The 16,163-nt window shown below is 71.4% G+C and carries 8 protein-coding genes; 1 reads left to right on the top strand and 7 read right to left on the bottom strand.

What is annotated here, in order from left to right; genetic code table 11:
- The 4 genes from ACOZ38_RS26485 to ACOZ38_RS26470 all read right to left on the bottom strand — a co-directional run bounded on the left by ACOZ38_RS26485 (window position 1) and on the right by ACOZ38_RS26470 (window position 12,339).
- Complete coding sequence (locus ACOZ38_RS26485; protein ID WP_424533865.1) at window positions 1–2,544, bottom strand: alpha-L-rhamnosidase C-terminal domain-containing protein; 2,544 nt, start codon at window positions 2,542–2,544, stop codon at window positions 1–3.
- 43 nt (window positions 2,545–2,587) lie between these two features.
- Window positions 2,588–6,910 carry a glycosyl hydrolase gene (locus ACOZ38_RS26480; RefSeq protein ID WP_424533864.1) on the bottom strand — a complete coding sequence of 1,441 codons (4,323 nt, stop codon included), beginning with the start codon at window positions 6,908–6,910 and terminating at the stop codon, window positions 2,588–2,590.
- 101 nt (window positions 6,911–7,011) lie between these two features.
- Window positions 7,012–11,730: a family 78 glycoside hydrolase catalytic domain gene (locus ACOZ38_RS26475; protein ID WP_424533863.1), complete on the bottom strand. Its 4,719-nt coding sequence runs from the start codon at window positions 11,728–11,730 to the stop codon at window positions 7,012–7,014.
- 315 nt (window positions 11,731–12,045) lie between these two features.
- Window positions 12,046–12,339 carry a hypothetical protein gene (locus ACOZ38_RS26470; RefSeq protein ID WP_424533862.1) on the bottom strand — a complete coding sequence of 98 codons (294 nt, stop codon included), beginning with the start codon at window positions 12,337–12,339 and terminating at the stop codon, window positions 12,046–12,048.
- Window positions 12,340–12,788: 449 nt separating this feature from the next.
- Here ACOZ38_RS26470 and ACOZ38_RS26465 point away from each other — a divergent pair, with 449 nt between their 5' ends.
- Window positions 12,789–13,151, top strand: a complete 363-nt coding sequence (locus ACOZ38_RS26465; protein ID WP_424537091.1) for a signal peptidase I — start codon at window positions 12,789–12,791, stop codon at window positions 13,149–13,151.
- 67 nt (window positions 13,152–13,218) lie between these two features.
- On the opposite strand, the gene ACOZ38_RS26460 is transcribed toward ACOZ38_RS26465, so the two are convergent.
- The 3 genes from ACOZ38_RS26460 to ACOZ38_RS26450 form a co-directional block, all read right to left on the bottom strand.
- Window positions 13,219–13,602 carry a VOC family protein gene (locus tag ACOZ38_RS26460; RefSeq protein ID WP_424533861.1) on the bottom strand — a complete coding sequence of 128 codons (384 nt, stop codon included), beginning with the start codon at window positions 13,600–13,602 and terminating at the stop codon, window positions 13,219–13,221.
- A 97-nt stretch (window positions 13,603–13,699) separates the two neighbouring features.
- A complete protein-coding gene (locus tag ACOZ38_RS26455) occupies window positions 13,700–15,019 on the bottom strand; it encodes a GH1 family beta-glucosidase (protein WP_424533860.1) in 1,320 nt (439 codons plus the stop codon).
- A 101-nt stretch (window positions 15,020–15,120) separates the two neighbouring features.
- Window positions 15,121–16,140: a LacI family DNA-binding transcriptional regulator gene (locus tag ACOZ38_RS26450; protein ID WP_405150793.1), complete on the bottom strand. Its 1,020-nt coding sequence runs from the start codon at window positions 16,138–16,140 to the stop codon at window positions 15,121–15,123.
- Window positions 16,141–16,163 lie beyond the last annotated feature (23 nt).

The following is a 16,163-nucleotide window of genomic DNA, read 5'->3' as shown; positions in this document are numbered from 1 at the left end:
TCATTCCTTGTCCGCCGCGTGGGAGCTGATCGTGTGGGCGCCCGCGGGCAGGCCAGTGAGGTAGACGTACCGCCCGTCGGTGTGGGAGCCGTACGCCTTCGACTTCTCGCCGTTCCAGGCGAGGCGGCCGTCGACCGTGACGGTCGTGGGGCGGCCGGCCGGGATCGCGATCGTGCCGGTGGTGCCCCGCGGGGCGGTCAGGTTCATGACGAATCGGTCGCGCCGACGATCCTGGCGCCAGGACACCCAGATAGCGCCATGTGTTGTGGGAACCCTGCCCTGCGCCCACTCCAGGTCTCCCGGGTGCGGCTTCACGGAGTAGGTGGCGAACCCGGGGCCCGTCGGCCGGACGCCGAGGACCTCGTTGGTGAGCAGCGCGGTGCCGCCGGCGGACCACGGGTGGGACATGCTGCCGTCGCCGTACCGGTAGGGGCTGCCGTCAAGGTTGATGTGTTCCCAGGCCCCGGTCGCCGGTGGCTCCTCCACCCCGTTGATGGGCTTGCTCCGCGCGAACTGGTAGCCCCAGACCGTGCGCAGCAGCTGCCATGCCTCGGTGTCGCGTCCCTCGTCGAACCGGGCCAGTGCCTCCCAGTAGTTCATGAAGGGGCCGACCAGCTGCGGCATCGACCCGGTGCCGGACTTCGAGCCGTACGACGTCCAGAGCTGGTCCTTGACGGTGTCCAGGGCGCGCTTGGCACGGTCGGCGGGGGCGAGTCCTGACAGGACCGCGAACACGTTGCCGTCCTGCGCGATGTTGCCGGGCTGGCCGGTGGACTGGCGGTAGGCTCCGGCGGCGTCGTTCCAGAGCTCGGCGTTGACACCGCGGACCACCTCGGGGATCAGCTCGCGCCAGTGGGCGGCCTTCGCGTCGTCGTTCCGCAGTTCGGCGAACGCCGCGGCGTCGCGCAGCACCTCGACGTACAGGGCGTTGACCTCGGTCTCCTTGCCGGAGTCTCCGTAGATCCAGTGCCCGCCCTGGTCGTATAGGTCGAGCAGCCGGGTCCGGCCGTCGTCGGCGGTGGCGATCCGCAGGGTGCGGTCACCGGCGATCGGGATCCCGTCGGCCAGGGCGGTGCCCTGCGGGTAGGCGTCGGAGGAGTTGGTCCACCAGGCGACCGTGCCCGAGGGATCCGACTGCTCCAAGTAGTAGGTGCCGGCGGCGGCCGCTTCCGGCAGATCGATCATGAGCCAGGCGTTGTCCACCACGTTGTCGAACCGCTTGCTCGCGACGAGCTGACCCGAGCCGGGTCGCCCGCGGTACAGGGACAGCGTCATGCCCGCACCCGTGGTGTTGTACGTCGGGAACCGCCCGCCGACGGCGGTGAACGGCGACGTGGTGGTGAAGGTCTGCCCCTGGGTGTGGCCGGGCGTCAGCTTCGGCGCGGAGTCCTGCGCCTCGCTGCCCTGGAACCCCTGCGCGGTCAGTCGCGTTTCCAGGAAGTCCATGGCCTTGGTGACCGTCGGCCACATCTCGGCGACGAACTGCTTGTCGCCGCTGTACAGGTAGTACTCCTGAAGTCCGCGCAGCCACCACAGGTGGTATTCCAGGAAGCCCTGGCACACCGGGGCCCCCAGCCCGTTGGGTGAGCAGGCCGAGAGGTAGCCGTCGCCGCGCTGGGTGCGGGCGATGCTGCGCAACGAGTCGCGCATGGCCTGCCGGTCGTCCGTCGAGACGTAGGCGATGCGCCCCGTGATCGCGAGGTCCCCGTTCCACACCAGCCGGTCGCGTTTGGCACCGTCGACCAGCACCCGCTCGCCGACGCCGATGGTCTCGGTGCCGTTCTCGATGCCCTGCTTCGGGTCGATCGTGCCGTTGACGATCGTGTGCGCGCCGCCGTACCAGATCTTGTTCAGCGCGTCGTCCGACGAGAGGAACCAGCCGGGCAGCAGCGCGTCGCGGCGGGCGAGATCGATGCCGGGCGCGGCCGTGTACCGGACCCGCATGGCGTCGATGCTCACGCTGGAGCCGGCGGGCGCTTCGGGCGCGAGCCGGATCATCAGGTAGCGGAACCCACCGCGCAGTTCCGGATCGTCCCAGGTGCCGGCTCGCGCCGGCGCCTGCTCGTGCGGGCTCTCGAACCGGCGCTCACGCTGTGGCTTCGACGCGTCGCCGTTGGCGATCCAGCTCGTCGTCCCGAACGTGTCACCCCAGTCGCCCATGTAGCCGAGCGTCTCGCTGAACGCGAACAGCGTCGCCGGTGCGGGGCCGGCGAAGTCCACGCTGAGGTAGCCGGAGACCTCGCGGCCGAAGTCGACGATCAGCCGGGGATCGGCGGCCGAATCGGTCTTCGTGATCGTCACCGCCCGTCCGCCGGCGGACAGGATCCCGTCCGCGTCGGTGATCTTCCCGCCGCGGTCGTCCGCGGAGACCACATGGACCGGCGCGACCTCGCGGGTCTTCGGGGTCAGCACGTATCGCTGCCAGTTGCCGGGCCCGGGGGCGGCCGGCACGCCGGTCTCGGCGCCGGCCGCGCCCGTTCCGGCGAGGAGAACCGCCGTAGTGGTCATCGAAACGGCGGCGAAGAGAGCACGCCTATGTCTCATTTGGTCACCTCATGGGGTCGGATGCGGGAAAGAAGGCTCGGGGTCATGCGCCGGCTTCGGGAAGGATCCTGATCGCGTCGATGCGGATGTCGCCCACGGTCGTCATGGGGTCGAACCGCAGCCCGGTGAGCCGGGTCGCCTGGGCGGGGACCGAGACGGTGTAGATGCGGGCGCCGCCGCCGGTCACGGCGAACTTCGCGCTCTTGTCCTCGGAGAACCCGCCCTGCGCGGCCGTCGTCCAGAAGACCTGGCCCTGGCTGCTCGCGGACGTCGACATGGTGACCTCGACCGTGAGCCCCCGCGCCAGGTCGAGCGAGAGCGGCCGGCCCTGGACCAGGTACGGGTCGCCGCCGGTGGCGGAGGTGGCGAGCACGCCGCCCGCGACGGTGAACGGCGTCAGCTGACTGGCGGCCGTCCAGCCCTCGGCGTCGCCGTCGGTCGCGAACTCCCACGCCGCGAGCGCGTGGGTGACGTCCACCCGCACGGTCGCGGTGGCCTTGCGCTCGTCGTCGCCGGTCGCGGTCAGCGTGACGTCGTACGTGCCGTCCTTCGCCGACTCCGGAACGGTGACGGTAATGCCGGGCCGTACCGTGACCGGCACCCCCGACGAGGACACGTCGTACCGCTGCGAGTCCGGCTCGATCTTCCAGCCGTCCGGCGCCGAGGCGGTCAGCATGCCTGACAGGCGGTCGGGCGCGATTCCGTCGATCGTGACGGTGACCCGGGCGCTGCCGCCGGGCCGGACCAGTGCCGATCCGGGCGCGGCGTCCAGCGCGAGTGAGCGGACCTCCTCGCCGGCGCGGAGCTTGAGGTCGAGAACGCGTTGCGGGCGGAGCGCCACCGGCCCGAGCAGGCCTGACGGGTTGGCCCTGTTCTCGAACTCGTTGGTCTGCGTGTTGGTCACCCGGACGTCGACCGTGTTCGCGCCCGGCCGCAGCAGGTCCGTCACGTCCAGCGTGTACGGCCGCCAGTCGACGTGGCGTGGCTCCGATCCGTTGATCGAGACCGCGGCCAGCTCCCGAACCGCGCCGAGGTCGAGCAGCACGCGCCGCCCGCCGGCGAGGAATCCCTCGGGCAGCGTCACCTCACGGGTGTAGACACCGGTGCCGGAGAACTTCGGGTCCAGCGCGGTCCACGACCCGAGCGGCCGGCTCACGGTCTGCGCGCCGTCCCGGTCGAACCGGAACCGCCACTCGCCGTCGAGCGCGATCGGCGTGAGCGGGTCGTCGACGGTCGCGCTGCCGCCGTACGTCTTCCCGCCGTACCGTCCGCTGACGTAGACCTCACCGCTCCGCTCCACCGCGACTCGCGCCCGCAGCGCGTCGCCGTCCCGCTCCACGGAGGAAACGGTGGCGTTGGCGGCGGTGGCGTGCGGAGTGCGGCCGGCCGGGTGCGCGCCGGGGCGGAACACCAGCCAGGTCGCCTGGTAGGGCTTCAGTTCCATCGGCACCGTCACCCGGTCGTCACCGAGCCGGAACACCGACGCCAGTCCGGTCCGGCCCGTCTCCGGGTCCCAGATCTCCGGCGCCTGCGGCACGCTGACCGTCACGTCGGTGCGCACGGTCGAGGCCGAGAGGTTGGTGACGAGGACCGCGTCGTCCGCCGCCCGCTTCACGTGCCGCACCCGGACGTCGGTGTCGGCCGGGGAGATCGTCACCCCGGGGTCGATGCGCCCCTTCAGCACCTCCGCGAGCTGGGCGCGATCGGGCAGGTACGCGGCGAGGCCACCGGTGCCGCCCGTTTTGCGCGAGGCCGCGGGCTGGGCGGGGTCGGTGCCGAACAGCGCTTGGAGCCGCCGGCGCAGCTCCGAATCACGGCCCTGCGCCTCCCGGGTCGGCAGGCCGTCGACGGCCACGACCGTGCCGCCCTGGGCGACCAGCCGCTCGGCGGCCGCCAGCGCCTCCAGTGAGAGCACCGTGGTCTTCGGCATGACCAGGGCCTGGAAGGTCTGGTCGTGCAGCCGCAGCAGGCCATGGTGCGCCCTGAGCCCGACATCCAGGTCGGGGTCACCGGCGAGCGCGAGCTCGTCGAGATAGTCGAAGTCGAGCTGTGCGGCGGGCAGGGCGTTGGACGTGCCCTTCCACGACCCGTCGACCTCGCTCAACCCCGGACCGTTGCCGGCGAAGCCGCGCACGGTCCACGGAGTGCCCTCGGCCATCACCGACGAGCTGGGATAGAGCAGCCCGACCGGGTTCACCGGCGTGGCGCCCCGGGCGGGCTCGACGAGCCGGCCGGTGAACGAGGCGTACGCGTTGAAGCGCGGCCAGAACGTGTTCTGGAAGAACTCGCTCGGCTGGGACTCGTACCGCCGCTGCCCGTCGACCGAGTAGTAGAAGGCGTGGTTGTCGACGAGGTCCACGCCGCCGGCCACTTCCCAGGCGACAGTGCGCTTCATCTCCTCCATCGACAGGTCCCAGCCGAACGCGCCGAAGGTCTCCGCGAGGTTCCGCTTGCGGTCGAAGAGGTGCGCCACCGACGAGTTCAGCTTGGGCGTGATGGCGTTGGTGTCCAGGCCGCTGATCAGGTCCATGCCCGGCAGCTGGTAGTGCTTGCTCATCTCGAACCAGCTGCCGCCCTCGATGAGCCGGTGGCTGCCGAGGTCCTCCTCGACGAGCGGGTTGGAGATCAACGCGATGCGGTGCGCCGCGGCCCAGTCGGCGAGCGGCTTGGTGTGCGCCTCGTTGTAGCGGTCGGAGAGGGCGTCGTAGTAGTCGATCCTCGTCTTGGTGGTCGCCGCGCCCGTGTCGTACCAGAGCCCGGCGAGCCGGGTGGTGAGGTCGTACCCGGCCTTGCGGCTGAGGTAGTCGCGGAACCCGGGGGTCCACGGGATCGAGCCGAGCGAGTCGGCGCCGCCCCGGTTGTCCGGGAAGTTGTTGTAGAAGCCCGGCTCGTCGTTGAAGATGCCCTGGATGGTCGAGCCGAAGTACCCGCCGAACCGGCGCGCGTACGTCTCGTGGGTGATGTCGATGAACTTCGCCGTGGCCTTCGGGTTGAGCATGTCGACGTAGGGCTGGTCGGGCTCGAGATCCGGGTGGTAGTTGACCAGCGGGCGCTGCACGAGGTGCAGCAGGCACCAGCGCCCCTCGGGCACGTCCCAGCGCAGCCGGCCGTCCGCGCCGACTCTGCCGGTCAGCTCCACGGTGGATCCGCCGTCGAGGGCCGCGCCGCGCGCCTGGCCGCCGGTCACGCAGCCGCCGTCGCCGGTCGTGCGCATCGCGAGGGCGGCGACCAGCGAGGACGCCGGGGACTGGGTCACGTCCCAGCGGGCGAGGTCTCCGGAGAAGTCGTCGGCGAGCAGCGTGGGTCCGCCGTCCAGTGAGGTGACCTTCAGGTCGTCGAAGCGTGCCCGCTCGTCCTGGCCGGAGCGGAGGCCGACGCGCCCCTTGGCGAGCTCGCCGATGCGCGGGTCGGTGCGGCTGCCGACCTCCCGGCCGTCGAGGAAGAGCGTCACCGTGTCCCCGCGGATCTCGGTCGCGACGTGGTGCCGCTCACCGTCGCGGATCGTCGTTCCGGCCGGGATCCGCCCGCCCACGAGCTGGTACGCCCCGTTCACCCGGACGTGCACGCCGAACGACGAGGCGGCCTCGGGGTTGTGCGGGGACGTCGTCGTCAGGTTGACCATGACCAGGTTCCCGGCGTCCCGGCTGTGCAGGGTCCACCCGCCGGCCAGCGCGTCGACGGTCAGGTCGAACTCCATCCGGTATCCCGACCAGTCGGCCCCGTCCTTCGCCAGGCCGACCTCACCGCCGTTGACGGTGAGGACGCCGTCGCCGACCGACCAGCCGTTCGGCACCGGCACCGGTACCGGCTCGTCGTAGTGGGCCGGCCCGGTGAGGTCCTTGGCGATCGGGGCGAGGTACCACGGCAGGTAGTCAGGGTTGGCGGGCACCGTCTTCCCGTCGACGTCGCCGCCCTTGACCGTACGGCCGCCGGCGTAGCCGCTCGGCCAGTTGAGGTCGTCGTAGAGCCAGGCCTTCATGCCGCGGCGTCTGGCCTCGGCGAGGGCGAAGCCGACCTTGTCGAAGTAGTCCTGGGACAGGTAGTAGGCGTTCTCGCTCACGCCGAACTCCCCGCCCAAGCCCTGCCTGGGGTGGATGAAGAACTCCTTGACGCCGTTGTCCTTCATCTGGTCGAGCTGGCGGGACAGCTCGTCCTCGGTGAGCTTGCCGTTCCAGAACCAGAAGGCGTGCGGCCGGTCCGTGCCCGGCGGTTCGGCGAACAGGGCCGGGTCGAGCCGTCCGGTCTTCGCGTCCCAGCCGGTCTTCCCGGTGTCGGCGGTGGCGGCCGCCGGCACCGACGGAACGGTCGCCGCGAGAAGCAGCGCGGCCACGCCACCCGCCGCCCAGGTGATGAATCGTCGCATCATGGAATCTCCTCGGGGCACTGTGTGGTCCGGCCGGCCGTGGCGCCCGCCCGGACCGCGGCCCGGCACGGTGGAGCCCCACGGTCGAGGCTGAGGTCCGGCGCTCATGGCTTCGCCTGCGCGCCGTAGGCCTCGAACTCCGCGAGTTGAAGCCGGTACAGGCCCCGCGCCGCGTCGTCGCCCGCCGGGTCGCCGAGGACCGTCACGTACACGCGGACGTAGCGTCCGGTCACCCCGTCGAGCTCGTACGCCTGCGGTGCCGGGCCCTGCTGCGCGTGGTCCGAGACGGTCCGGACGGTCCGCCACGTCGAGCCGTCGTCGGAGCTCTGGATCTGGAACGTCCGTGGGAAGGCCGCCCCGTCGGCCGGGACACCGTTGTCGTTCGGCGTCTGCGTACGCGGGTAGAGCACGACCCTGTCAAGGGCGGTCGGCGCGCCGAGATCGACCGAGACCCACTCGACGGCGTCCCGGTTCGTCGAGGCCGGGTCGCTGGTGTAGCCCTTCGCCGTGTCCTCGCTGCGGCGCTTGCCGTCCACGAGGAGGTTCTTCGACCAGCCGCTGCGCTCCAGCGAGTGGGCGGCCGTGACCGGTTGCCCACCCGCGACGTCGCCGGTCCGGACCGTGGTCTCCAGCCGCACCTCGTCGGCACGACCCTCGGGATGCAGCGCGAGCGCGAGGGAAACATCCGCCCTCGCCGGCACGGCCGAGCCCGTCGGTGTCAGCGTGAGCTGGACGGTCGCGGTGCCACCGGCCGTCACGCTCACGTCGGCGCTGTCCGGGGAGACCGTCCAGCCCGCACCCGCGGTCGCCTGGACCGTCCCGGTCAGCGGCACGTCGGCCGCGTTGCTCACTGGTACCGCGACACTCACCGGTGCGCCGGCCTGGTCCGGCCACGCGCCGGCGCGGGGAACGCCGACGGCGACGGCGGACCGTACGCTGAGGAGCTCGTCGTAGGCGGTGTCCGCGACGCCGCCCGCGACGGTCCAGGTCAGCGCCAGGTGAAGCGGGGCGCTGCCGGCCGGAGCGGACAGCGGAGGGGTGACGTCCAGCGGCACGGAGAGGGAGGCGCCGGGGCTGATCGTGCGGGTGGTCGCCTCGGTCCCGGCGCGAACGGTCCAGCCGTCCGGCGCGGACGCGGTGAGCCGCACGTCACGGACCGTTCGGCCGCCGCTGTTGCGGACGACGGCGGTGAGCCGCTTGGTGCTACCCGCGACGAGCGGGTCGCCGGCCCCGGTCAGCTCGACGGTGATGCCGAGCAGCACGGCTGAAGCCTCCGACAGCGCCTTGTGCAGGGCGGCGAGGGCGGCCTCGATGCGCTGCCGATCCGCGTCGGCCATCCCCTTCTCGCGCGCGAGCCGGCGGGACAGATCCGCCTGGTACGCGAGCGACTGCTGCACGAGCTGGCCGGCGTGGTTCACATCGCCGCCCGCCATCTTCACCAGCGCCTGCGTCAGCGCGTCCGCGATCCGCTCGCCGAGTGCGGAGGTGTAGCCGCGCTGCCAGGTCGCTCGCGCGATGGCGTCCCTCAGCCCGGCGGCCGCGTCGATCGCCGCGCCGATCCGGGTTGTCTGCGGCCCCGTTCGGAACGAGTACGTGCCGGAGCCGACGGAGAAGACCGCCCGGCCGTCGGCGTACCGGACGAAGGTCACGCCGGGCGCGTCCGCGGCGGGCTTTCCGCTCTCCGCCACCGCCCAGCGGTTGGCGGCGGGGACGGAAACGGTCGCGGTGGCGCCCACCGGCACGGTCACGTCCAGATCGAGGACGCCGTCCTTGCTCTTACGCCACGAGCTCGCCACCACGCCACGCACCGTCTTGGTGCGTGCGGACGCGGACGTCAGGTCGCCGACCAGCTGCGGTGCGACGTCGAAGCGCTCGTAGCCGGGCCCGGTCGGCCGGATACCCGCCAGGTCTTCGTAGAACCACTCGTCGATGGCGCCTCCGAGGAAGGCATGGTCCCGGGAGCGGGCGCCGAGATCCCACCTCTCCCACAACGACGTCGCGCCGTTGTCGACCCAGTAGCCCCATGAGGGGTACGTGCGCTGCGTGGCGATCCGGTAGGCCAGATCACCGTGGCCGCGCCGGGTCAGCTCGGTGAGCAGGAACTTCGTTCCCAACGCCCCGGTGTCCAGATGGTCACCCTTGACGCCGATCTCCCGCACGAGGCGGGCCACGACGGCGTCCACCTTGTCCGGCGGCACCATGTCGAACGCGAGGGGGAGGAGGCTGTTCGTCTGCCGGTAGCCGGGGTCGGCGGACGTCACATATGCGTCACCCCGCAGGAAGGCCGCGTTGAAGGCATCCCGGATCCGCGCCGCCGCCGTTCGGTAGCGCCCGGCATCGTCGTCCTTGCCCAGGACTGTGGCGATCTGCGCCATCGCCGAGACGTTCGCGTAGGCGTACGCCGTGCCGGCCAGGGTCGGATCCTCGGGGCTGTTCCCGCCGTAGCCGGGGGCCAGGTAGTCGTTGAGCGAGCTCGAGTGCAGGCCATTGGGTGCGCGCCCGATCTCGTACTCGATGTACTCGCGGATGTCGGCGTAGTGCGCCGCGAGGATGTCCCGGTCGCCGTAGCGCTCGTACATCGACCACGGGATCAGCACGTACGCCGCGTCCCACGGAGGCGCCTGGCCCGGCCACCCCAGCCCCCAGCCGTTGTCCGGCGCGATGCCCGGTACGAGGCCGTCCGCGCCCTGACTGTCCCGGAGGTCGCCCAGCCACTTCTCGTAGAACCGCCGCATGTCGAACTCGAACATGTCGGTCTCGGCCATGAGCTGCGCGTCGCCGGCCCAGCCGTTCTTCTCGTACATCGGCGAGTCGGTGGGGATGCCGTGGGCGTTGTTCAGAACGGTCCGCCGGGTCAGCTCGCGGACCGTGCCGAACAGCGGCTGCGAGCTCGACCAGTCTCCGACCGAGGTGAGGTCGGTGTGCACGACCCGCCCGTCGAGGTCGTCGATGGTCGGCGTGCCGGGCCACCCGGTCACCTCGACGTACTGGAAGCCCTTATAGGTGTAGCGCGACTCCCACTGCTCCGGCTGGGCACGCCCCGCGAGCACGTACTCGTCCGTCTGGAAGCGGCCGGTCACCAGGTTGTTCTCCGACACCAGATTGCCCGCGGCGTCGAGCGTCTCGCCGTAGCGCAAGGTCACCTTCGTGCCCGCCGCGCCCTGCGCGCGGATGCGGGCCCAGCCGGCGATGTTGCGGGGAAGGTGGAACACGTAGACGCCGGCCCGCGGTGAGGTGACTTTGGCCGGGCGCAGCGTCTCGGTGACCCGGATCGGCTCCTGGCCCTCGGCGACGAGTTTCCCGGCCGGAGGGGTGACCACCGCGGCCGGCCGCCACGCCCCGGCGTCGAAACCGGCCTCGTCCCAGCCGGGCTGCTCCTCCCGGGCGTCGTAGGTCTCGCCACCGTAGAGGGAGTCGTACCGGACCGGCCCCTCCGCGGTGCGCCATGAGTCGTCGGTGGCGACCACCTGGCGCTGGCCGTCGGCGTACTCGATCTCCAGTTGGCCGAGGACGCGCGGCTCGCCGGTCCAGGAGGTGTTGTGCCAGTTCCAGACGTTGGCCTGGGTCATGCCGTAGAAGCCCCGCCCGAGTCGTACGCCGAGCGCGTTCGCCCCCGGCCGCAGGCTGCCGGTGACGTCCCGGGTGACGTACTGGACGGTGCGGTCGTAGCGGGTGAATCCGGGTTCGAGCACGGTGTCGGTGGTCGGGTGGCCGTTGAGAGTGGCCTCGGCATAGGCGACGCCGCTGAGGTAAAGGCGCGCCCGCCGTACGGGTGTGGCCCGCACCGCGAACTCCTTGCGCAGCAACGGCTCTGGCGCGGTCGGGGTCGATACCGCCACCTGGCCCCACGGGCTGCCGCCCCAGGCGGTGAGCACCTTCGCGGCCGTCCATGCCGTGTCGTCGAAGCCCACCCCCAGCCAGCCGTCCGCCGGCCCGGTGGCCGACCGCCATGATCCGTCCGTGTCCACCCTGGTGGTCGTCCCGTCGGCGTAACGCAACTCCAGCCGGCCGAGCAGGCCCGCCGGGCTCACCTTGCCGTTGGTGGCCGCCACAGCGAGCACGTTGTCGCCGTCCCGGATCGCGGCGGTGACGTCGGCGACGACGGGGGTGCGCCAGCTTTCGAGTTCCGGCTTCGGGTCGGCGGTGGCCACCTGGCTGCCGTTGACCCACGCGGTGAAGCCGTCGTCGCCGGTCATGACCAACCGGGCTGAGGTGAGCCGCGCGACGGAGGGCACGGAGAAGCCGCGCCGGAACACCCGGGTGGCCGCGGGTGCGGAGTTGCGCGGATCACCCTCCGGGTACCAGATCCACGACGCTCCCTCCAGGCTCGGCTTCTCGGCGGTGGCGACCGGCGCGCCGATCCACGAGCCGGTCCACTGGCGGCCGTCGAGGAAGGCGGTCTCGAACCAGGCCGGGGCGCTGAAACCCGAGGCACGGCCCTGGTCGTCCCAGGAGCGGACCCGCCACCAGTAGCGGGTCCGCGACGCGAGGTCCGGGCCGGCGTAGCGCACGTCGAAGGTGGCACTCGAGCCGACGCGGCCGCTGTCCCAGACGTCCGCCTTCCCCGGCTCGAGGCGGTCCGCTGAGCTGGCGACGAGGATCTCGTACGCGGTCTGGCGCCGGCCACGCTGCGACGACGACAAGGTCCAGCCGAGTCGCGGATGGGCCGTGTCGATGCCGAGGGGGTTCTGGGCGTGCTCGGACTCCAGCGACTCCACGCGCAGCGCTGAGGTGCTCGCGGCGACCGCTGGGGGCGGCGCCAGGGAGACGATCAGGGCGGCGACGGCTGAGGCGAGGATGGCGAGCCGGGAGCGTGGGCTCATGTGGGGGGTGTCTCCGGTTCCTCGAATGCGAGAAAAACGTTTTTAGTGACAGTTCTCCGGACGCTAAGCCTCTAGATCAAGCTCTGTCAATGGTCGGTGAATAGGGCGTTTCCGATGTGTTACAAGCCGTAGGGGGCATGCTGGGAGGGGTCCGAGCGTGTCTCTCAGCCACGGGTCTGGCCAACTCCGCTAACACGTTTTAATATCTTCAGGGCGGACCACCGGCATCACGGGATGCCGCCGCTCGTGCCGGGGCGTCTCCCGGCACGAACGCGAACTCACCCAACCGGCCTGCCGGGGGCCCCGGCGAACGCATCACCGGCTACGTCCGGCGGGCACGCGCTGCTGTTCCGACCGGCGTCCGAAGGCCGGCGTCGTCGCCGGTACCTTCCATCGCGCCACCAAGGGCCACTGGGAGCATCCGTCCCCCACGGTGTGGCCGCCGACGACGGCGAAGGCGGTGGGGAAGCCGAGCGCGTCCAGGGGTTTCATGGTGGTGATGGCGCCTGCGCCGATGCGTTTGTGTGGGGTGTCGAGGACCAGGCCGAGCGCCAGTTGCGGGAGGGGCTGGGAACTTGGAGCGTCCACCTTCCCGGAGATCGCCGGCACTCAGGTGTGCACTTTTGCGGAGAATATCTTGATGAAGTAGCGTGACCTGCGTGACTGCCGGGTCGGCCTTGGGCCACGCACCAGAGAGCAGCCCGGCTGACGCTTGATCGCCGGGCGGGCTCGCGGCCCGCCGTCTTCTTCTCCATTCAGTACGGCACAGCAGGAACCACCAATGGAGAAGAATGGATTTCAACAAGCAGGTCATCGACGAGTTCCGCGCCAACAACGGCCACGTCGGTGGCTATTTCGAGGGAGCGAGGCTGCTCCTGCTCACCACCACCGGCGCTCGCCTGAAGTCCGAGGAGTTAGGAAACGATCTCGGACCAGCCGGGAAGCGATCTTCTTTGCCCCCTCTGAATACACGGCTCAGCCATACTCGTGAACACCCCACCCAGGTCACAGGCCACCTCCCGGCGGCCTCGGTCTTCGGGCTGCTAGCGTCGCGGGTCGTGAGTGAGAACGTGTACGTGGGTAGGGCGGACGTCGACGCGGCGGGTGACAAGGGGTGGCTGCTCGGGCACTTCAAACCGTACGGCGACGTGCGGCACAGCGAGGACGTCGAGATCAAGTGGGGCGTGCACCCCCCTGGCGACGAGCGTGCCGAGTGGGTCACCGGCGAGAAGCGCACCGCCCTGCTCATCCTGATCAGCGGGCGCTTCCGGGTGGAGCTGCCCGGCCGCAGCGTGCTGCTGGCCGAGCCGGGTGACTACGTCGTGTGGGGCCACGGCGTCGACCACTCCTGGCGCGCCGAGGAGCGGTCGGTGGTCCTCACCGTCCGCTGGCCCTCCGTCCCGGGCTACGCGGTGCGCTGAGGCCTCAGCCCGCCTTCTGGACCAGTACGGGCGGTCGGGGCGGCCCCGGGTTACGCGGCCGGGGGCGTCAGTCCCAGCGCTGGGCGTTGCCCTCGTGGAGCGAGCCCGGCTTGTCCGGTATGACGCAGAACAGCAGGCCCGCCGGGTCCCGCATGATCCACCAGCCGTTCGCCTGCCGCACCCGATCGGCGCCCAGCCGCTCGAGGCGCGCGACCTCCGCCTCCAGGTCGTCGGTGTGGATGTCGAGGTGCACCCGGCTGGGCCCCTCGCCGAGCTCCTGGATGAGCAGGGCGAACTCCTGCCCGGGCAGGCGGGCGCCGTGGTACTCCGGGTAGCGGTCGGACGGCGTCAGCGCCTCGCCCGTCGCGGCCTGCCAGAACCGCAGCTCCCGGTCGTGGTCGTCCTTGGGCACGTCGATCACGACCTTGATGACCCTGCTGTGGTGCGGCACGTGCCTCGCCTCCGGGGTGTGGGTTCCGCGCGATCAGGTCACGCAACCACGGAACCGCTCCGCGCCGCAAGACCCGTGGAGAGCGGCGGCGCGGGCGTCAGGTCAGGCGGCCGGTGGCGATCACGTCGCGGTACCACAGGGCGCTGTCCTTCAGGGTGCGCCGCTGGGTGGCGAAGTCGACGTGGACGATGCCGAAGCGCGCGCTGTAGCCCTCCGCCCACTCGAAGTTGTCCAGCAGCGACCACACGAAGTACCCCTCCACCGGCACCCCCTCGGCCACGGCGTCGCGTACGGCCGCGAGGTGGTCGCGCAGGAAGGCGACGCGCCCGGCGTCGTGAACCCCGCCGTCCGGGTCCACCACGTCGGGGGCGGGCACGCCGTTCTCGGTGACCACGATCGGCACCTCGGGGTAGTCGGTCCTCAGCCGGGTCAGGGTGTCGTACAGGCCCCTCGGGTAGATCTCCAGCCAGTCGAGCTGCGCGGTGGGGTGCTTGACGACGCGGTTGCCCTCGGCGTCGAGGAAGTTCGGGTTGTAGTACTGCACGCCGAGCACGTCGATCGGCTCGCTGATCACGGCGAGGTCCCCGTCGAGGATGTGGTCGGCCATTGGGCTGCGCTCGGCGATCCAGGCCAGCGTGTCCTCGGGATAGGAGCCCGTGAAGATCGGGTCGAGGTACAGCCGGTTCTCCAGGCCGTCCTGGTGCCACACCGCCTTCGCCGTCTCGGGGGCGTCGTCGGCGGCGTAGGTGGGGTGCAGGTTGAGCGCGGGGCCGATGCGGCGGCCCGGGTGCCGGTCGTGCAGGACACGCGACGCCCGCCCGTGGGCGAGCAGCAGGTGGTGCAGGGCCACGAACGCCCGCCCGTCGTCCTGGACGCCCGGCGCGTGGATCCCCCAGCGGTACCCGCACTCGACCACGGTCTTCGGCTCGTTGATCGTCAGCCAGTCGCGGATGTCCAGGGCGTCGAACATGATCTCGGCGTAGTCCGCGAACCGCTCGGCGGTGTCCCTGTTCTCCCAGCCGCCCGCGTCCTGCAACGCCTGGGGGAGGTCCCAGTGGAACAGCGTGGCCATGGGATGGACGCCGCGCTCGCGGAGCCCGTCGGCCAGGCGGCGGTAGAAGTCGAGGCCGCGCTGGTCGGGCCGGCCGGCGCCCTCCGGCTGGACGCGCGGCCAGGCGATGGAGAACCGGTAGCCGCGCAGGCCGAGCGAGGCCATCAGGTCGAGGTCCTCGCCGAGCCGGTGGTAGTGGTCGGCGGCCACGGCCCCGGTGTCGCCGTCCTTGACGTTGCCCGGGGCCGCCGCGAAGGTGTCCCAGACGGACACCCCTCGCCCGTCCTCCTCGGTGGCGCCCTCGATCTGGTAGGCGGAGGTCGCCGCCCCCCAGACGAACTCCTCGGGGAAACGCTGCTCGGGCACGGTCTTCTCCTTCGGGGGACGGGGGCATGCGGTGGGATCACGGCATGCGGTGGCCCAGGCCCCGGCCCGTACGGCGGCGGGGCCCTCCCGGACGCGTGGTGTCAGGCCGAGCCGCGCTCGACCAGATGCGTGTCCAGTATCACGACGGGCTGCTGCAGGCGCTCGCCGTTGATGCGGGAGACCAGGAGCTGCGCCATCTGGCGGCCCATGGCCTCGGTCGGCTGGTGGACGCTGGTGAGCGGTGGCACGGTCTGGGCGGCGATGGCGGAGTCCTCGAAGCCGATCACCGCCACGTCGCCGGGTATGGCCCTGCCGTGCTCCTTGAGCACGCGCATCGCACCGATGGCCATCGCGTCGGAGGCGGCGAACACCGCGTCGAGGGTGGGATGCTCGCCGAGCAGCCGCTCCATCGCGTCGACGGCACTGCCCTCGCTGAAGTCTCCATACGCGACGAGTTCGGGCATGCCGGTGGCCAGCAGCGCGTCGCGGTATCCGGCGAGACGGTCGACGCCCACGCCCATGTCCTGCGTGCCGGCGATGGTGGCGATCTGCCGCCGGCCCCTGGCGAGCAGGTACTTGACGGCCTGCCTGGCGCCGGCGCGGTTGTCCATGTCGACGTAGCTGAAGGGCGTGAACCCGACCGGCCGGCCGCCGAGGACGGTGGGCACGCCCATCTCCTCCAGCCGGCCGGGCAGCGGGTCGGCGCCGTGCAGCGAGATCAGCAGGACCCCGTCGACGTGCTGACCGGTGAGGTAGAGCTCAAGGCGCTCGTGCTCGTCGCTGGACTGCGCCATGGTCAGGATCAGCTGGAGCCCGGTCTCCGACAGCGACGAGCCGATGCCGCGGATGATGCCCGCGAAGAACGGCTCGTCGAAGATGCGCTGCTCGGACTCGGACACGACCAGCGCGATCGTGTCCGTGCGCCTGGTGACCAGGGTGCGCGCCGCCCGGTTGGGCACGTAGCCGAGCTCGTCGATGGCCTGCTGGACGGCCTCGCGCGCCTTCTCGCTGACCTTCGGCGAGCCGTTGATGACGCGTGAGACAGTGCCGCGGCCGACCCCGGCGCGAGCGGCGACGGCCTCGAGGGTCGGTCGCGCTCCCGAGCGGCGGTCCCCGTTCATGAGAAGTGCCCCCTCCTAGAGTT

The organism is Sphaerisporangium viridialbum, assembly GCF_049674955.1.
In the GTDB taxonomy this organism is placed as follows: domain Bacteria; phylum Actinomycetota; class Actinomycetes; order Streptosporangiales; family Streptosporangiaceae; genus Sphaerisporangium; species Sphaerisporangium viridialbum.
Note: the sequence above shows the minus strand (reverse complement) of the source record. Positions and strands in the feature narration are given on the sequence as shown.